21 protein-coding genes are annotated in these 18157 nt (G+C 32.7%); 12 read left to right on the plus strand and 9 right to left on the minus strand.

The genetic code is table 11. The annotated features are described in order from the left end of the window. The first annotated feature begins 27 nt into the window (after nt 1-27). From ACM595_RS12055 to ACM595_RS12070, 4 genes are all read left to right on the plus strand, one after another. The gene (locus ACM595_RS12055; protein ID WP_002483984.1) at nt 28-495 is read left to right on the plus strand and encodes a GNAT family N-acetyltransferase; all 468 of its coding nucleotides are present in this window, start codon (nt 28-30) and stop codon (nt 493-495) included. Between the two features lie 38 nt (nt 496-533). Then, a complete protein-coding gene (locus ACM595_RS12060) occupies nt 534-746 on the plus strand; it encodes an SA0632 family lipoprotein (protein ID WP_002483983.1) in 213 nt (70 codons plus the stop codon). 272 nt (nt 747-1018) lie between these two features. Continuing rightward, nucleotides 1019-1315: a hypothetical protein gene (locus ACM595_RS12065; RefSeq protein ID WP_002483982.1), complete on the plus strand. Its 297-nt coding sequence runs from the start codon at nt 1019-1021 to the stop codon at nt 1313-1315. Between the two features lie 100 nt (nt 1316-1415). Beyond that, the gene (locus ACM595_RS12070) at nt 1416-1967 is read left to right on the plus strand and encodes a GNAT family N-acetyltransferase (protein WP_002483981.1); all 552 of its coding nucleotides are present in this window, start codon (nt 1416-1418) and stop codon (nt 1965-1967) included. Nucleotides 1968-2127: 160 nt separating this feature from the next. Here the strand turns inward: ACM595_RS12070 and ACM595_RS12075 are convergent, their stop codons facing one another. Beyond that, complete coding sequence (locus ACM595_RS12075; protein WP_241686131.1) at nt 2128-3558, minus strand: PLP-dependent aminotransferase family protein; 1431 nt, start codon at nt 3556-3558, stop codon at nt 2128-2130. A 142-nt stretch (nt 3559-3700) separates the two neighbouring features. On the opposite strand from ACM595_RS12075, the gene ACM595_RS12080 reads away from it, so the two are divergent. Beyond that, on the plus strand, nt 3701-4318 hold the full coding sequence (locus ACM595_RS12080; RefSeq protein WP_011303689.1) for a LysE/ArgO family amino acid transporter: 618 nt from the start codon (nt 3701-3703) through the stop codon (nt 4316-4318). A gap of 232 nt (nt 4319-4550) precedes the next feature. Here ACM595_RS12080 and ACM595_RS12085 read toward each other — a convergent pair whose 3' ends face one another. From ACM595_RS12085 to ACM595_RS12100, 4 genes are all read right to left on the minus strand, one after another. Continuing rightward, nucleotides 4551-5117 (minus strand): TIGR00730 family Rossman fold protein, encoded by a 567-nt coding sequence (locus ACM595_RS12085; RefSeq protein ID WP_145437594.1) that lies wholly within the window; start codon nt 5115-5117, stop codon nt 4551-4553. Nucleotides 5118-5119: 2 nt separating this feature from the next. After that, nucleotides 5120-5584 (minus strand): YaiI/YqxD family protein, encoded by a 465-nt coding sequence (locus tag ACM595_RS12090; RefSeq protein WP_115338651.1) that lies wholly within the window; start codon nt 5582-5584, stop codon nt 5120-5122. A gap of 4 nt (nt 5585-5588) precedes the next feature. Further along, complete coding sequence (locus ACM595_RS12095) at nt 5589-6290, minus strand: hypothetical protein (RefSeq protein WP_037538991.1); 702 nt, start codon at nt 6288-6290, stop codon at nt 5589-5591. 334 nt (nt 6291-6624) lie between these two features. Then, entirely contained in the window at nt 6625-7500 is an 876-nt protein-coding gene (locus ACM595_RS12100; RefSeq protein WP_002483975.1) for an undecaprenyl-diphosphate phosphatase, read from the minus strand. A 279-nt stretch (nt 7501-7779) separates the two neighbouring features. Here ACM595_RS12100 and ACM595_RS12105 point away from each other — a divergent pair, with 279 nt between their 5' ends. Then, complete coding sequence (locus tag ACM595_RS12105) at nt 7780-9411, plus strand: ABC transporter ATP-binding protein/permease (protein WP_069821742.1); 1632 nt, start codon at nt 7780-7782, stop codon at nt 9409-9411. Beyond that, complete coding sequence (gene cydC, locus ACM595_RS12110; protein WP_002483973.1) at nt 9408-11087, plus strand: thiol reductant ABC exporter subunit CydC; 1680 nt, start codon at nt 9408-9410, stop codon at nt 11085-11087. Before ACM595_RS12105 ends, cydC begins: the two co-directional genes overlap by 4 nt. Before the next feature lie 208 nt (nt 11088-11295). Here the strand turns inward: cydC and ACM595_RS12115 are convergent, their stop codons facing one another. Then, nucleotides 11296-11739 (minus strand): MarR family winged helix-turn-helix transcriptional regulator, encoded by a 444-nt coding sequence (locus tag ACM595_RS12115; protein ID WP_011303683.1) that lies wholly within the window; start codon nt 11737-11739, stop codon nt 11296-11298. Nucleotides 11740-11964: 225 nt separating this feature from the next. Here ACM595_RS12115 and ACM595_RS12120 point away from each other — a divergent pair, with 225 nt between their 5' ends. The 5 genes from ACM595_RS12120 to mdh all read left to right on the plus strand — a co-directional run bounded on the left by ACM595_RS12120 (nt 11965) and on the right by mdh (nt 15863). After that, on the plus strand, nt 11965-12891 hold the full coding sequence (locus ACM595_RS12120; protein ID WP_037538987.1) for a CobW family GTP-binding protein: 927 nt from the start codon (nt 11965-11967) through the stop codon (nt 12889-12891). Nucleotides 12892-12924: 33 nt separating this feature from the next. Then, entirely contained in the window at nt 12925-13833 is a 909-nt protein-coding gene (locus ACM595_RS12125) for an aldo/keto reductase (protein WP_037538985.1), read from the plus strand. Nucleotides 13834-13858: 25 nt separating this feature from the next. Continuing rightward, a complete protein-coding gene (locus tag ACM595_RS12130; protein ID WP_037538982.1) occupies nt 13859-14161 on the plus strand; it encodes a hypothetical protein in 303 nt (100 codons plus the stop codon). Nucleotides 14162-14213: 52 nt separating this feature from the next. After that, nucleotides 14214-14825: a DedA family protein gene (locus tag ACM595_RS12135; RefSeq protein ID WP_069821745.1), complete on the plus strand. Its 612-nt coding sequence runs from the start codon at nt 14214-14216 to the stop codon at nt 14823-14825. Between the two features lie 99 nt (nt 14826-14924). After that, on the plus strand, nt 14925-15863 hold the full coding sequence (gene mdh, locus ACM595_RS12140; RefSeq protein ID WP_002483968.1) for a malate dehydrogenase: 939 nt from the start codon (nt 14925-14927) through the stop codon (nt 15861-15863). Nucleotides 15864-16183: 320 nt separating this feature from the next. Here mdh and ACM595_RS12145 read toward each other — a convergent pair whose 3' ends face one another. From ACM595_RS12145 to ACM595_RS12155, 3 genes are all read right to left on the minus strand, one after another. After that, the gene (locus tag ACM595_RS12145) at nt 16184-16459 is read right to left on the minus strand and encodes a hypothetical protein (protein WP_011303679.1); all 276 of its coding nucleotides are present in this window, start codon (nt 16457-16459) and stop codon (nt 16184-16186) included. Beyond that, on the minus strand, nt 16456-17073 hold the full coding sequence (locus ACM595_RS12150) for a DUF1361 domain-containing protein (protein WP_041079729.1): 618 nt from the start codon (nt 17071-17073) through the stop codon (nt 16456-16458). Before ACM595_RS12150 ends, ACM595_RS12145 begins: the two co-directional genes overlap by 4 nt. Nucleotides 17074-17718: 645 nt before the next feature. Continuing rightward, a complete protein-coding gene (locus ACM595_RS12155) occupies nt 17719-18138 on the minus strand; it encodes a PPC domain-containing DNA-binding protein (protein WP_041079728.1) in 420 nt (139 codons plus the stop codon). Nucleotides 18139-18157: the final 19 nt, after the last annotated feature.

Genomic DNA, 18157 nt, shown 5'->3' on the forward strand with positions numbered 1-18157 from the left:
ATCAACAAGCTTTTATAAGGAGTATATATGAATCGATTAACAATTAAACAGACACAATATATTAACCGAATTGCTGAAGTGCATGAAGCAGAACTGGAACGGCAAAATACTACATATAAAAGGACTAAACTTTCTGTTGCTTTGCGTATTGAAATGATTGAACATGGTTTAAGATACAGTGACGATACAATATTGATTCAAACACAAGGTGAACAGTTGATTGGTTTTATTTGGGCACGATATGATAAAACACTGAAAACAGCATTAATTGAAATGTTATATGTTGAATCTACTCACCGTAATCAGGGTGTTGCAACTAAGTTAAAAAAAGAGATTGAAGCATGGGCACGAGATAAAGGGGCGCATACAATAGAAAGTACTGTAGCTTATTCGAACCAAAAAATGCAAAAAATGAATTTTAATATGGGGTATGATATGGATAAGGTCGTTATGGTCAAAAACTTATTGGTAAATAATGAAGATAAGCATAAATAATGATAAAATATATATTATTATGAAAAAGGAGATATTACATGAAAAAATGGCTGGCACTCATAATAGCATCAACCATTACTCTAACAGCATGTGGTAAAGATGATGAGAAAGCGTCTTTAGAAAAAGATATCGATAAACTTGAAAAGCAAAATAAAGACTTGAAAAAGCAAAAAGAAAAATTAGAAAAAGAGCAAGACAAACTTAAAGATAAATCGGACGACTTAGAAAAAGATATTAATGCCAAGACATAAAGTAGTCGTAGGGTATCACGCATCATAATTTATATATCATCTTATTTAAACATCCTTAAATAGTATTTCCTAGGAAATCATTGTAAACTGGTTTTAGTAATTGTTATAATGGGTATCGTTATAAGATATTACAAGTTTTAATCGTCACATATAAAAATATTTAAAATAAAAAGTTGGAATACAAGTTAATTGATAAATATGTTTTATCGTTTATGTGAATATAAAGATAAAGTGAATTAACAATTTCCTTGAATAGAAGAGAGGTTACCGTTATGCATGAACAAGATTTCAATTTATTAGAAGGCCGTTCAATTACTTTGCCAGAATTAGGTAGAGAAATTGAAAGCATTACTGGCAGACAAATTAAAGATTCAACGGGTGAAATTAAACGTGTTATTGCACATTTGCCAAATTTCGAATCAGATACGGATACATTTGTAGCGACGTATAAACTAGATCATCAGAATGATTTTATCGATGCAACATTTACTGCACCGAAAAGCGAACGCAATCGTTTAAAAGAAATTGCGGTAAACGTTGAATTAATTAGCTATATTTCAAGAACGTAATGGATATTCTTTGAAATACTAAAAAAGTAACGCGATATGAGTGCGCTCATAACGCGTTACTTTTCTATATAAATTTACTTTAAGTATAGAGGTGTAATGAATGACAGTTTATATTGAAACTGAACGGTTGAGATTACGTGATTGGCGAGAAACAGACTTATTACCATTTCAACAAATGAATGCCAATCGGCAAGTTCGGAGATATTTTCCTAGTTTATTAAGCTATAAACGTTCAGAACACGATATGAAAAAAATGGATGAAGCGATCCAATCAAATGGCATAGGATTATTCGCTGTAGAACTTAAAGAAACAAATGGCTGGCTAGGGTTTATTGGCTTGAATTATGTTCCTAAAGAAAGTAAATACACATTTGAAGAATTGCCATTTTATGAAATTGGGTGGCGCTTAATTCCAGAAGTATGGGGCAATGGCTTTGCAACTGAGGGCGCAGCTGCGGTATTGAAATATGCTAAAGAACAAGGCATTGAAGAAGTATATGCTTTCACTTCAGAAAATAACGAAGCTTCACGCAAAGTTATGGAGAAAATTGGTATGAAACGTTTTGATCATTTTGAATACCCAGAACTTAGTAAGTATCATCCACTGAAAAAACATGTTCGATATTATAAAGATTTAACAATAAATGTCTGAGAAGTGTTGTTTTGATAATGTATATGATCATCTATACAAATGTATATAGATTAAGTTAAATAGAGGCTGAGGCAAATTTAATTGTTTCAGCCTTTATCAATTTTTTAAAGTTAGAAAGATTTATGCATGTACCACAGTTCAGAAACACTTTTTATACTTATCAACCGTGATTACCTTTGCCAATGTGGGAAGACGGTGGCGTAAAACGTGTTTGGATAATTTTGCTTAAATGCTTTAAAGTTGCATCGATATCTTCGGCATCGATATAAGCATATGAGAAACGGATACAATCACGCGCATCTTTATCATATACTTCACCAGGGTTAATCAGTATGTTTTCTGCAATCGCTTCATCGAAAAGTCTTTTCATATCGATGGAGAACTTAAATTGGAACCAAATATAAAATGATCCTTCGGGCGTTGACCATGAACCGAAATCACTAAAATATCTCTTCAGAGATTCTAAAAATAAATTTCTCTTAATTAAAAGTTGGTTCTTTAACATTTTGAGGTGTTGGTCATGATATTGAGGATGTGTTAACCATTGTATTGCGATATATTGTGATATAGAACTTGCGCCATAGTCATTTTGCATTTTTAAATCAGCTAAATGTGCTGCGACAGAAGGCTTGGCAACAATCCACCCGACACGTAAACCAGGACTTACTGTTTTAGATAAGCTATTCATATATAAAATATTGTCTTTTGTATCAAACGATTTTAATGGTTTAGGTCGTTCATGATTGAAATATAAGTCACCATACACATCGTCTTCTACGATTGGTATACCATGTTGTTCACATTGCATGATGATTTTTTGTTTTTCTTCTGTTGAATAACTATGTTGTGTTGGATTGTGTAAAGTCGGTATACAATAAAAGATACTGTTTGTATATTGTGATTGTACTTTAAAAATATTATTAATATTACTTTTAATATCAGAAATGCTTATTTGCTGAATATCGGCCCTCATATTATGCCACGTGCGTATTGAATTAATGTATGAAGGTGATTCAACAATAATCTTGGATTGTAGAATGAGTAAGCCATCTGCAATGAGTTTTAACCCTTGTAATGCACCTGATGTAATACAAATGTGATCAACAGTACATGCGACACCTAATTTTTGCATATATTGTGCCACTGCTTCTCTAAGCTTAAGGTTGCCTTGGGGTGGTTCATAATTAGTATTTAACACAGGAGTATGACACTTGCTCAAAATTTCTTTGAACTGTTCATTAGGTATAAGATCGGGAGCAAGTTCACCAGTACCCAATCGTATCATGTTAGTGTGAAATTCTAGTTTATTAATTTGTTGAACAAAGTATTGGTTATTTTTAGTCGTACTATGGCTAATATAGTTTTGCCAATTAATATTGTTTTTAATATAAGTATGCCAAGTATTTCCAGATACATATAAGCGTTGTTTTTCTCTACCTTCTATGATTCCCTGGCTTTTTAGAATATCGAGTGCTTGTATAACGGTGGAACGGTTCACTTGATATAACGAGGCCATATCTCGTTGAGAAGGTAATTGCATGCCTTGTTCTAAATCTCCAGAATCTATTTGTGAAATGATATCATCTATAATTTACTTGTATTTTGGTTTGAACATAAAATAGCTCCTATATTATCTGGTTGGTATTTTAATTTGTATCTGGTGGGTCCAATTTCTGTGCATATAGTATAGCATAGTTAAAATAGACGTAATAATTAAAGGAGCGTAGTTTTGTATGTTGCAATCAGCCGTTCACGGATTACTATTAGCGCTAGGGCTCATATTGCCTTTAGGGGCGCAAAACGTATTTGTATTTAATCAAGGTGCAAACCATAAAAGTATTACCAAATCATTACCAGTTATTATAACAGCAGGGTTATGTGATACATTTTTAATCGTGTTAGCCGTCATAGGTATTTCTGTGATATTGTTATCGATGCCTGTGCTACAAATTACAATTTATTGTATTGGACTGGTATTTTTATTATATATGGCATGGTCATTATGGCGTACACGTCCAGTTACACTACAATCATATCGACCGATGTCCGCTAAAAAGCAAATTGGTTTTGCACTGTCTGTATCATTACTTAATCCCCATGCAATCATGGATACCATAGGCGTAATAGGGACAAGTGGTGCAGTTTATGAAGGTACTGAAAAAATGGTCTTTACTATAGCTACTGTTATTGTTTCTTGGCTATGGTTTATTTTCTTGGCAGTAGTTGGAAAAATGATTGGAAACATAGATAAAACAGGGAAATATATCATGCTATTGAACAAATTGTCATCAGTCATTATTTTAATCGTAGCTATAATGATTTTAAAACAACTCTTAGCAATTTTGTTATAAGTCAAAGGCTAACTATTCAATGATAGATTTCAAGTTAGATTATATTAAATGTTTGGGATATAAATAGATATTGTCAAATTGAGGGATAAGGCGAAATAATGCTTCATTATTAAAAAGCGTCTGGGACAAAAATAAATGTCTCAGACGCTTTCCTACGATTAGTCATCCTTTTTTCGCGGATTATATAAGCTAGTGCTTGTGTATAATAGCTGCTTAATTTTATTAACATGATTTAGTCATAAGTTCTAATGCCAAGAGGTTGGTAATTGTTTAATGTTTTAAAAAGTGATTCTGGCGTAGCGCATAAAGGTGCAAGTGCTTTATATTTTGGATCGATAAAGCCTTCTTTAATCATATGATTTATTAATGTTTGTAAAGGTTCAAAAAAGGCATTGATGTTAAAAATGGCTATCGGTTTCTGGTGTATACCAATTTGCGCCCAACTATACATTTCGAAAAATTCCTCTAGTGAGCCAGCGCCACCAGGTGCCATCACGAATGCATCGGCAAGCTCTGCCATTTTATTTTTTCGCTCATGCATGGAATCCACTAAAATAAGCTTCGTTAATTTAGTACTCGTAATTTCTTTTTCATCTAACATTTTAGGCATGACACCAATTGCAGTGCCGCCATGATCCAATACACCATCTTGAATTGCGCCCATAATCCCTACAGAACCTGCACCGAAAATGAGTTCATAGCCTTGTTCTGCCATGTACTTACCTAATTGATAAGCTTCGTTCATATATGTAACATCATTGCCTTTACTGGCACCACAATAGATAGCAATTTTTTTCATGATTAATCCTCCGTTTCTAAAAAATATTTATGAATTAAATTTGAAAATATAGACTCGAATTTTGATACATCTTCTTCTGTAAAAGTAGCCGGCCCTTTTGTTCGACCACCACTCTTTCTAAACTGTGCACTTGCATGTCGTTGTTCGAGTAGCGTATTGATATTTTCTTGATTATATATAAATCCTTTGTGATGCATAACAATTTTAGCTTTGTTTAATAATAAACTAGCGAGTCCATAATCTTGTGTTACAACAAGATCATCAGAGTGAACCAGTTTTACTATTCTATAATCGACAGCATCAGGCCCATCATCAACATAAATAATATTGACATGTTCAGGTTGAATGACGGTAGAGAAGTGGCTAAAGCTACGGACGACGGTAACAAAAATGCCTGTCCCTTTCGTCAATTCAATAATTGAATTGGTTACAGGACAAGCATCTCCATCTATAATGACTTGTGTCATTTGCTTATTTGCCTTTATCTTCGTTGTTTTGTTTTACAACGCTTTTTGCCACATAGTCTTTATATTTTTTGAATTCAGATAAACGTGCTTTTTTATTTTTTTCTTGCACTTTCTCTTCTTCTTTATGACGTTTGTCGATGTTTTTTTGTAACAATTTGTTTAATTTATTTACATCTTTACGATTATCTTTTTCAAGCTTTTCGCCTTTTTTCTCAGTTTCGTCATCAAGTTTACCTGGTGTTAATCCAACTTTTTCCATGTGCTTGTTAGATTTTTTCATATCTTTGATACGTTGTTTTTCATTTTCTTGACGTGCTTTCTCTTCTTCTTTATGACGTTTATCGATATTTTTTTGCAGAATTTTGTTCATTTTATCTGCTTCTTTGCGATTTTCTTTTTCTAATTTTTCGCCTTTTTTCTCGATATAAGCAGGATCATTTTCTTTTGCAATGCGTTTAAGTTCGCGCTTTTGATCCATGTTGTGTTTTTTATCTACAACATATGCTTTCGCATTAGAAGATTTTTCAACTACATTATCTTTCAAATGTACAGATTTATCTGCAACTGTTTTAGAAGCGCTAACTGTCGCATCGCTAGCTTTTTTAACATCTGGATGATCTTTGATGCGTTTACGTTCGACGATTAGCGGTACTAGAAACACAGGCGCTACTGTGATAATTGTTTTAATTAATTGCTTTTTGTCCATACTCGTTGCCTCCATTTAATTTATACTATCTTCACCATACCCTATATTACATGAAAATAAACGGTAAATATAGCGTATACATAGGATTTATTATCTGTTGTTTTATTCAACATAACAAACACTACGACTGCCCAATTTATATATTATATTATTTTCTATATATTATTGGCAGTGATTTAGATCGATACCTGGGAAAGCAACACTAGCCGAAACCTACACGCTAAGATACTGTCTGCGAAAACCATACACAAAAAAACTGCCAACAAAATCGGAGACTTTGTCGACAGTTTGTGATAAACCCCGTTGATGGGGGAGTTACCTGTTTTTTATTAAATTATTCACCAGTGATACCTTGACCAATACCAAAGCCAAAATAAAGAATAGCGATAATGATTACTAAGACAATTCTATAAATAGCGAATGGAATCAGTTTGATTTTACTAATTAAGTATAAGAAAGTTTTAATGGCAATTAGACCAACAATAAATGCGGCTAAGAAACCTAAAACATAAAAGCCAATATCACTCATGTGGATATATTCCATATTTTTAACTAAAGATAAACCACTTGCAGCAAGCATTACTGGCACTGCCATGATAAATGTAAAGTCAGATGCTGATTTATGATTCATTTTCATTAAGACACCAGTGGAAATCGTAGATCCTGATCTACTAAAACCTGGCCACATAGCTATGGCTTGCGATAAACCAATGACAAATGCTTGGAAATAATTGATTTGGTCCACGTTTCGTGGATTGGTAACTTTTTTGCTGTAAATATCAGCAATAATCATATATATAGCACCGATAAATAGTCCTATCATTACAGTAGGCACACTGAAAAGATATTCTTGGATGACATCATCGAAGAGTAATCCTAAGACACCAGCAGGTATCATACCAACGATAATATGCAATAAGTTTAAACGTTTTGGTTTTTGGCCAATACCGTCAATGGGTTCATGTCTGTATTTGCCAATATGTAACATTTCGAAATAACGTTCACGGAATACCCAAGCACCTGCGAACACAGAACCGAGTTGGATTACAATTTTAAATGTAAAAGCGGATTGTGAACCTAAAAATTCACTAGATTTTAGCCACATGTCATCGACAAGTATCATATGGCCAGTAGAAGAAACGGGTGCAAATTCCGTTAATCCTTCAACGATACCTAGAATAATACCTTTAATTAATTCAAGTATTAACATAATTTACCTACTTTCATAGTACTTATTAAATTTTATGCATTTTCATCTAACAATAATAGCACAATAAAAATATAATACGCTACTTAAAACCGTAATATGAGACCAAAGAATGAGATAATATAAAATATATATATTTTAGTAGCTTTGTCAGAGTAATAAAAAATCAATTTTAAATTTATGTCAGAAATATGAAATTAACATAAAAAATGTTACTTGATAATGAGCGAAATCATTTAAATTTCATATAATGTGTTTATAATATGTGGCAGGTGATATTTTGTGAAAAGATTAACAAATTTAGCTTTAAAATTTAAAGTATATCCTATATGGATGTTTATTATTAGTACATTATTAGCCATAACCGTAGTAGTTCAAAATATTTCTATTGCTGAAATTTTAAATATCATGTTATTAAAAACCAATCAAGATGTATTGGCTTTATTATTTATAACATTGGTGATTTTAATTGCACGTGCGACACTTAATACAGTGAACCAAATGATAGGTAATCGTATGGCTTCAAAAGTCAAACGAGATTTGCGACGTCAGCTCATATTACAACGCTCAAAAGAACCAATTGGTGCGCAAATAAACACATTGACAGAAAGTATAGATGGCATTGTTCCTTTCTTTAACAGTTATTTTCCACAGGTATTTAAATCGATGATGATTCCACTGATGATCATTGTGGCAATGTGTTTTATACATTTAAATACTGCATTAATTATGATTGTTACAGCACCATTTATTCCTATTTTCTATATTATATTTGGCTTGAAAACACGTGATGAATCTAAAGATAAAATGACATATTTAAATCAATTTAGTCAGCAATTTCTAAATAAAATTAAAGGTCTTATTACATTAAAGCTTTTTAATAGAACAGATAAGACTGAAGCGGCATTATATGAAGAAAGTACAACATTTAGAGATTTGACAATGCGCATCTTAAAGAGTGCATTTTTATCAGGCCTCATGCTTGAATTTATTAGTATGTTAGGTATTGGCTTGGTTGCATTAGAAGCAGGTTTAGGATTGATTTTATTTCATAACATTGATTTTAAAACAGCAGCAATTGCAATTATCTTAGCGCCAGAATTTTATAATTCAATTAAAGATCTTGGACAATCGTTTCATACCGGTAAACAAAGTGAAGGTTCAAGTGATGTCGTATTTGATGTCTTAGATAAAGGAACCGCAGAACATAAGATTCAAAAACAGATTGATACGTATCAAACACCCATTGTTCAATTATCGCAGGTTGATTTCAAATATGATGCAGCTGACACCTATGCTTTGAAAAATATTAATCTAAGTATTTATCAAGGCGAGAAAATTGCACTAGTTGGTAAAAGTGGTGCGGGTAAATCAACGTTAGCACAATTGATAACACAAAATTACAAACCCCAATCCGGTTCAGTAACGTTTAAGGATCCATCTTTAAGTATTGGCTTTTTGAGCCAATCACCTTATATTTTTAATGCTTCTATACGTGATAACATTACGATGTTCCAAGACGTTGATGATGCTAGAATATTAAAGGTATTAGATGATGTAGGACTGAAAGAAAAAGTACTGAGCTTAGCGGATGGTTTAGATACATGGATAGGTGAAGGTGGAGAAATGCTCTCAGGAGGGCAAATGAGACGTATAGAACTCTCAAGAGTATTAATGACACAACCAGAGCTCATCATCTTTGATGAGCCCGCTACCGGCTTAGATGTGAAAACAGAACAAACCATTCAAGATGTGATTGCACATGAATTTGAAAGTGCGACCATTATTACGATTGCCCATAGATCACATACGATTAACAAAGCAGATAAACGCATATTAATAGAAAATGGTTATGCAACATCTGTTGAGCAAACGACAATGAAAAATTCATCTCAAGGTGGTGATGCAACATGAAACCACATATTCAATTTAAAATAGACAAAGATTTGATTTTATCAATACTAGTTGGTGTCGTTGGTAGTTTGGTAGCGTTGGGTATGTTCTTCTTAAGCGGGTACATGATTACACAAAGTGCATTAGGTGCGCCTTTATTCGCTTTAATGATCCTGATTGTATCTGTTAAAATGTTTGGATTTCTAAGAGCGATTGCACGTTATATCGAAAGACTTTTATCTCACAGAGCGACATTTACGATGTTGAGAAATGTGAGAGTTCAGTTTTTCAAGAAATTATTACCCGTCATACCCGATGTATATCGTAAATTTAATTCTAGCGATTTGATTGCGCGTATGATTGGTAGGGTGGAAGCACTACAAAATATTTATCTGAGAGTGTATTATCCTCCAGTAGTTATTGGCATTACAGCAACGATAACTGTTTTAACAATGATTTATTTTTCATATGTACATGCAATTATTATCTGTGTGAGTATGATTGCAACTTTATTAGTTATACCTTGGTTGAGTGCTAAAAAAGCGCGACAACTAAAAAAACAAGTCAATCAAGTACAAAGTGGCTTTTTAAATCACTTTTACGATTATAAAGAAGGTTACGAAGAACTCGTTCGTTTTGATAGAACAACATATTATAAAACAGCATTGTTAGATCAATTAGATCAATATGAAGACGCACAAGCGAAAGAGCAACGATTTTTATCGCTGTATGAGTATAGTTTAAATATTGTCTCAATGGTTGCACTGTTTTTTACCTTATATTTGGGTGTTGTCCAAGTGCAAAATCACCAATTAGACGTCGTTTATTTAACGAGTATCGTGCTCATGATGTTAACGTTGTTTGAACAAGCCATTCCGATGAGTAATGTGGCTTACTATAAAGGTGATACAGATGAAGCAATTGAAAATATAAATGAAGTGATTGCGCATCCGATGATACAAGGTACTGAACAAATGCAAAGAGATTTGAATGAAGCTAATTTGTTATTCGATATTCAAGCAGTAGATTTTAAATATTGGAATCAATCAAGTAATGTGTTATCCAATATTCAATGTACTATTAACAAAGGTGAACATGTTGCAATCGTTGGTCCTTCTGGTTCAGGGAAAAGCTCATTACTTCAACTCATGCTAGGTTTGTATCAAAGTGAAAAAGGGAGCATATTATTTAACCAACAAGATATAGTGAAAATTAAGGATAAGGAAAAATATGGTCATATAAATGCCTTATTACAATCACAACAACTTTTTGATGGAACAGTTCGTGAGAATTTATTTGCTGAAAAGCGTGATAATGAAATGAGAGAAGTACTTGATGACTTGGGATTAGCGCATATTGATTTGGATAGAATGATTACACTTTCAGGTCAAACATTATCTGGTGGAGAGGTTCAAAGATTGGCAATAGCAAGGTTGTTTTTAAAACATGCGCCTATTTGGATATTAGATGAGCCGACAACGGCATTGGATATATATCATACCGATAAAGTGATGGAAGCAATTCATCAAACTGTGCAAACCTTGATAGTGGCAACACATGATTTAAGACTATTGCCACATTTTGATAGAATTATAGTTATGCAAGATGGCGTTATTTTAGAAGATGGCAGTTATCAGGCGCTATTGAATAAAACGAATGGTTATTTACACCAAATGGTAGCCATTAATGCTGATTAAAATAAACGTGGAAACCAAGACATCTAAAATAAATAATAAATCTTTAGTTATTCATTTAAACCGCGGTAGATAGAGCTGTTGAATATGAGTTATGATTTATTATGAAAAAACGAGCTCAAACACATAAGTGTTTGAGCTCGCTTTATAAATCAAGTATATTAAAGGAATAATTTTTAATAGCTAGTACCTAAACTTTTGTTGTGAAAAATTATTTGGATTTTTCTTCAGTGAAGGCATTGATTACTTTTGAAAGTAATCGATTTAACTCTTGAGATTCATCTGGGCTTAATGATGATGCAACAGCAACATCTTGACAAGCCGTGTCTAATTCTGGACGAATTGCTTCACTCTTGTCAGTTAAATGAATAAACACTTCACGTTGATCTACTTCAGAACGTTCACGTTTGATTAAATCAACTTGTTCCATTCTCTTGAGTAATGGAGATACAGTACCTGTATCTAATGCTAATTCTGTTACGACTTTCTTTACATTGACAGGTGAATCAGCCCATAAAATTGTTAATACTAAAAATTGTGGGTAAGTCAGTTTGTATTTCTTAAAGACATTATTTGAGTAGTAGCGATTTACTTGTCTTTGAGCATTATACAAACTAAAGCAAAGTTGTTCCTTTAAATTAAGTGGTTCAGACATAAGTTCTCCTCCAGACATTCTATCCGTTTTGTTCTCTCTGTATCGGACCTGAATCCGTCTTGCGTTGTGTTTGACACTTCTTCCATCATACTTTTGCACTGTGCCATGCTAAAATAAAGTGTGTATAAAGTTTAGAAGATATCTAATATTTTATCAAGTAAAATTTAATTATATGTATAAATTAAATTTTACACAAACATTTGTGTTTAAGAAATGAGTGATTTTATGAAAAATATTAAACAACCTAACACGCCTATTACAATTGTAACAGGTTTTTTAGGTAGTGGGAAAACAACTTTCCTTAGCAATTATGTGAAATATTTATTAAGAAAAAATGAAAACCCAAGTATCATCGTAAATGAATACGGCAATTTAGATGTAGATAGCGCTGCATTAAGCGACGATGTTGAAGTCGCATCGGTATTAAATGGTTGCGTCTGTTGTGACTTGCAACAAGATTTAATAAAACAATTAAAACATTTTCTTAACAAAAGTGCAATGCACCATATTATAATTGAGGCGACGGGTATTGCACATCCGATAGAAATTATTGCGGCATGCCAAGATCCTGAAATTGTCGCTAATGTCCAAACACCTATGGTAATAGGATTATTAGACGCACCAAGATTTTTGACCAGAACCCAATATACCCATAGTACAACACAATTGATGGAAGAACAATTAGAAGTAAGTCATGCAATTGTAGTCAATAAAATGGATTTATTAAAAAGTGATGCGTATGATGATCTTAAAGCTATTGATAAAATTAATTCAGAAGCGCCCAAATTTTATACAACTTATGCAGATATGCACATGGATGCTTTTGATACGATTACAAATACATCATTGCCAACTAAAGAAAGCCATATGCATCATCATGGTATAAATAGTGTACAATACCATTTTTCTGGGCCGATTGATCGTCAATTATTTTATCAATTTATTTTACGGCTCCCAGATAATGTTCTAAGATTAAAGGGATATGTTAAATTTCGTGATATGCCTCATGAAACTTATGAATTTCAATATGCATTTGGTCTCCCAGATTATCAAATTATTGATGATGAAATGCCATTAACGATTGTGATGATTGGTGAACAGATTGATGAAAATCAAATACACAACAAATTAGACATGTTACAGTTCACTTAATTATCTAATAAAATAAAAGGTGTTGGTTTTTAAATGGATAAAGTAAAAATAAATCAGTATGTCTCGTTTTCAAAAGTGATACAAGGGTTTTGGAGAGCACAAGATTGGCAGTGGACACCACAACAATTGAATCGTTATTTAAATGAGTTAGTAGAGCGCGGGGTCACAACGATGGACCATGCCGATATTTACGGTAATTATACATGCGAAGGTATTTTTGGTGAGGCTTTAAAATTATCACCTCAATTACGAGATGAAATTGAGATTGTGACGAAATGTGGTATCGTACTACCATCAAGCCCTGAACAAGACATTCAGGGACACAGATATGATCATAGTAAAACACATATTCAAAAAGCGGTAGACCGTTCATTACAACAATTAAATGTTGATTATTTAGATAGTTTGCTTATCCATCGACCATCACCGTTGATGGATCCCCATGAAGTAACAGAAGCTTTAAAGGCTTTAGTAAGCGAGGGGAAAGTGAGATCGTTTGGTGTCTCGAATTTTAATAAATCGCAATATGATTTGTTAAGTAAATGCCTTGTGTGTGACAAATTACACATTACAATAAATCAATTAGAAGTGTCACCGTACACATTAGATGCAATTGACAATGGTGTCATTAATCATATGTATAAAGATGATGTTAAAATTATGTCATGGAGCCCTATGGCTGGTGGCAAGCTCTTTGATCTAGCTGATGAAAAGGCTGCAAGAATTATGGCAATTGTTTCACCATTAGCACAGAAATATAATGTGACAACGAATGGCATCATCATGGCTTGGTTAGATAAACATCCTGCCGCAATCATGCCAGTGTTGGGTACGCATAAGATAGAACGGATTGATGACGCAATCGCTGGACTTGAGGTAACATTAACAGACCAAGAATGGTTTGATATTTATACGGCTTCATTAGGCCACGATATCCCTTAATTTAATTTTAAAAGGAGTGTAAATAATGAATACTCAGAACGAACAACACCATAGAAAAGAACTCAAGTTTCAAAAACGCTTTATTACTTTTCCATTTTTAGGATTTGCTTTGATTATTGCTATATTGAACATCGTTTTTCCTGACATTACTGTGATGGTAACTTTATTTGGTTTGTTTTTCCTTTATAATGCTGCGATTTTATTCGTTGTTTTTATTCATCATTTTAAACGGATAATGATTTTATCATTAATATTAACTATACTTTCCTTAGTATTATTTGGACTTACATTTTATTTATATGGTTTGACTAACCATTTTTTTAACTAGTCACGAGTAAATGACTTATAGAGCAAGCGTGATTATAACGAGGAGGTAATGCATGGAACAGTGGATTACACACTTTATGGAACAATATGGTTATTGGGGTATTGCTTTTTTAATTTTTCTAGAAAATGTCTTTCCGCCTATACCGTCTGAAATTATTTTAACTTTTGGTGGTTTTATGACTACTAAATCTGATTTAAGTTTTATTGGTGTGACCATTACGTCTACAATTGGTTCAGTTGTCGGTGCAATCGTCTTATACGGAATAGGAGCTTGGATTGGTGAACGTAATTTATATCGTTTTGTTAATCGATATGGAAAGTTTCTTCGTGTAAAAACGAAGGATATTGATAGAACAATACAGTGGTTTGATAAATATGGTTATTGGACTATTTTCTTCTGTCGTTTCGTGCCTTTGTTGAGAAGTTTAATCTCTATACCTGCTGGTTTAACAAGAATGAATCTACCATTATTTATGCTATTTACAACGATAGGAACATTAATATGGAATATTGTTTTAATTTATTTAGGTCAAGCAGTCGGCGGTAATTGGCATGCAATTGTGTACTATATGGATATTTATTCTCGCATTATATATATTGTACTGATTATCCTCGCCATTTTCATTATGTGGAAATGGTTTAAGCGCCAACGCAAACATAAGTAAAGATGATAACTTAAGTTTATGAATTGCAATCATTGTTTAAAATGAATGCGTGTTATAATTTAATTGAGATATAAATTGCTTGATTAAGGGGATGTTTTTATGACCAAAAAGAAAATTTCCATAATAGGTGCTGGTAACACAGGCGCTACATTAGCATTTATTGTTGCGCAGCATGAGTTAGCTGATGTAGTGCTCATTGATCGACCAGATAACGAAGGACAAGTGAAGGGTAAGGCGCTAGATATATTCGAAAGCAGTCCGGTATATGGTTTTGATGCGAAAGTGACGGGTTCCGTGAATTACGCTGATACAGCCGATTCAGATATTGTTGTGATAACTGCAGGAAGTCCTCGTAAACCAGGTATGAGTAGAGATGACTTAGTACAAATTAATGAAAAAGTGATGTTCGATGTTACGAAGGAAATTGTAAAGTATTCACCGGATTGCAAAATTATCGTACTTACTAATCCAGTAGATGCGATGACCTATTCTGTGTTAAAAGCGTCAGGTTTTCCGAAAGAACGCGTGATTGGACAGTCTGGTGTATTAGATACTGCACGATATCAATCCTTTATTGCAGAAGCTTTAAATGTGTCAATAAAAGATATTAGAGGGCTTGTATTAGGCGGCCACGGTGATACAATGGTACCTTTAGTAAATTCAACCAATGTCAATGGTGTCCCTTTACATCAATTGTTGAATCAAACGCAAATAGAGCAAATTGTAGAACGTACAAGAAAAGGTGGCGCTGAAATTGTTGCTTTGCTTGGCAATGGTTCTGCATATTATGCCCCTGCGTCTGCAGTTTTTGAAATGATTGAAGCAATTCTAAAGGATCAACATCGTTTATTACCAAGTATCGCATTGTTAGAAGGAGAATATGGATTCTCTGATATCTGTTTAGGTGTACCAACTGTTTTAAGTGAAAAAGGTATCGAAAATATTGTTGAATTAGCACTTTCAGACAATGAACAGGCACAATTGCGCATCTCTGCAGACTCTGTAGAAGAAGTGAAACAAGCTTTGAAAAATCAATGATAAATAGATGAGATACTTTAAAATAGAAGTATTTAGACAGCAGTTAAGTAGTAGTAAATGTAGTATTTTACAGCATCAATTGAGTCTTTTATTGAGAATAAGATTTATTATCTAAGTCATATAAATAACTCCCGTTAAAGTTGACATTGAAAAATGAAAACTTAGACGGGAGCTTTTTTATATCAGTATTTTTAACTAGCACCTAAAAGTAGGCGAAATATCTATTTATATCTCAGACACGTATACTTAATCCTTAGCACATGTAATATTAGAACTGATGATACAATTCATTAACTGTTTACTATGTAAACGATAAATGATTACATTCTAAAGATACAAATGTATAGCGCAACATATTCGAAGAAAGTGAGTATATACATGTATTTTAGTCTGATCTTAACATGGATGGGTATATTCCACTTAGGGAAGCGACGCTCGTAATAAAATAATTGTAGGTAAAACAAACCGATTCCTAAGGGAAGGCACATCAAGATAATGCTGTGCGTATATGAGAATCCTACATCATGTAATAGATGACCAATGATTAGCTGCAATAAAATGAGTATAATAATTAAAATAATAATATTGAAAGTCATTTTGCACTACGCACTCCTTTCGCAAATGCATATATGATAATTTGCAATGCTACAAGTAATAAAATGAAGCACAAAGTATCAAATTTCAGGCTTGCCGCAACTTCATTAAAAATACGGAGTGGTTCATTAATAAGATAAACGGAATGTAAACGCAAGAAGCGACCGATGTAAATACCGAGTCCATTAAGGAACATCATTGCTACGATGATGAGTCGATTTAACCACATACGGTGTGTAAATTGCTCAATTTCTAAAAACATTAAAATTAATAGATACAGTGCGAGTAATACGGCTGCAACTAAAAATGCGAAATAGGCCCATTCAGTGATTAATAAACCCTGATAAAAATTAAATCTAAATTGATTTAAATGGATTAAGTCTGTAACCATATATAATGTATTAGGAACCATAAATACAAAAATAAGTGCAAATATAATAAAGAGCGGCCATTCGTATTTATAAATAGGTTTAAATAAATTCAAGAGTAAGCATAGTTCAAATGGCACATATGCTAGAAATAAATTTAATGTCATAAACGGAAAATAATGATTAAAAAATATTGAAATAATGATTAGAATAAAGAACATAGTTCTAGCAATATATCGAGCCGACATCAATACACCTACTTTCTTTTTAGTATGTCGTTGCTGATGAATGTATTAGTTTAAATGCTTATTATATACAATAATAAATATATCTCTACCTTAAATCGCATAACTTAAGAGAGGTGTTAGTTCAATTTGTTGAAATACAAGACTACATGATACATTTTTTGAAAATAAAATTCAACGAAAAGTACAAGTTGGATTCATAAAGATAAAATGTATAATTAAATAGTTGGAGAATGAATTCATATAAATTAATTAAACACCATAACATAGCAACTTATGACACGGTTGGATTAAAGCAGTAACGGTTAAATGCTAAATCATGTTTAAATCATATCCCAAATCATCATATTATATATTATAAAAGTAAAGTAAATTTTAATATTAACAAGATCTAAGTCAATAGAGGAGCATATTGCGTATTTTCTGAATTTACACTTTTAAGTGAATTTATGTAAAATAAATGGAAATACAGTTTATAAAAATACGTGTAGTTCAGACAACTACTCCTTAATGGATAAAAGAGTCTGAGACAGCTATTTATGTCTCAGACTCAAATTAAGCATAATGAATAGTTGCGTATAGCACTTACATTCTTATTGGGTTGCATAGTTAGTGAATGATTTAAAAATAAAGGTAAACACATTTTATTTATAAATCTAACAGATTCAAACCAATGGTTTCATTGTGTTTACGATTGATGTCTAGGTTAGTCATTGTAATGATAATTTCAGCAGTTGCAGATACAACGGCTTTTGTTAAATGACCACTAAGTGTTTCATATTGATTGGTTCCAAATGTTGCGTGTAAATGTGCAAAGGGCTGTTCATCAATATGAGAAATGTTGCCCATTAAACCGATTAATTCTAATGGTTCATCAATTAATTTCTTCTCATATGTTTGTGTTTCTAGATTATAAAAGTTGAGCTCTGCGCTTGAACAAGCGCCAATACCACTGACTGTGCCATACTTACCATTTTGTTCTCTAGCAATATCTGTTACAGCTTCTACAATATCTTCACCCTGTTCCAATACTAAAACAATCGTTTTGCCGTCTACTTGATAAATCATAAGAAACCTCCGTTCTGAA

It is taken from the genome of Staphylococcus sp. LKG3-1, assembly GCF_048568385.1.
GTDB classification, from domain to species: Bacteria; Bacillota; Bacilli; order Staphylococcales; family Staphylococcaceae; genus Staphylococcus; species Staphylococcus saprophyticus.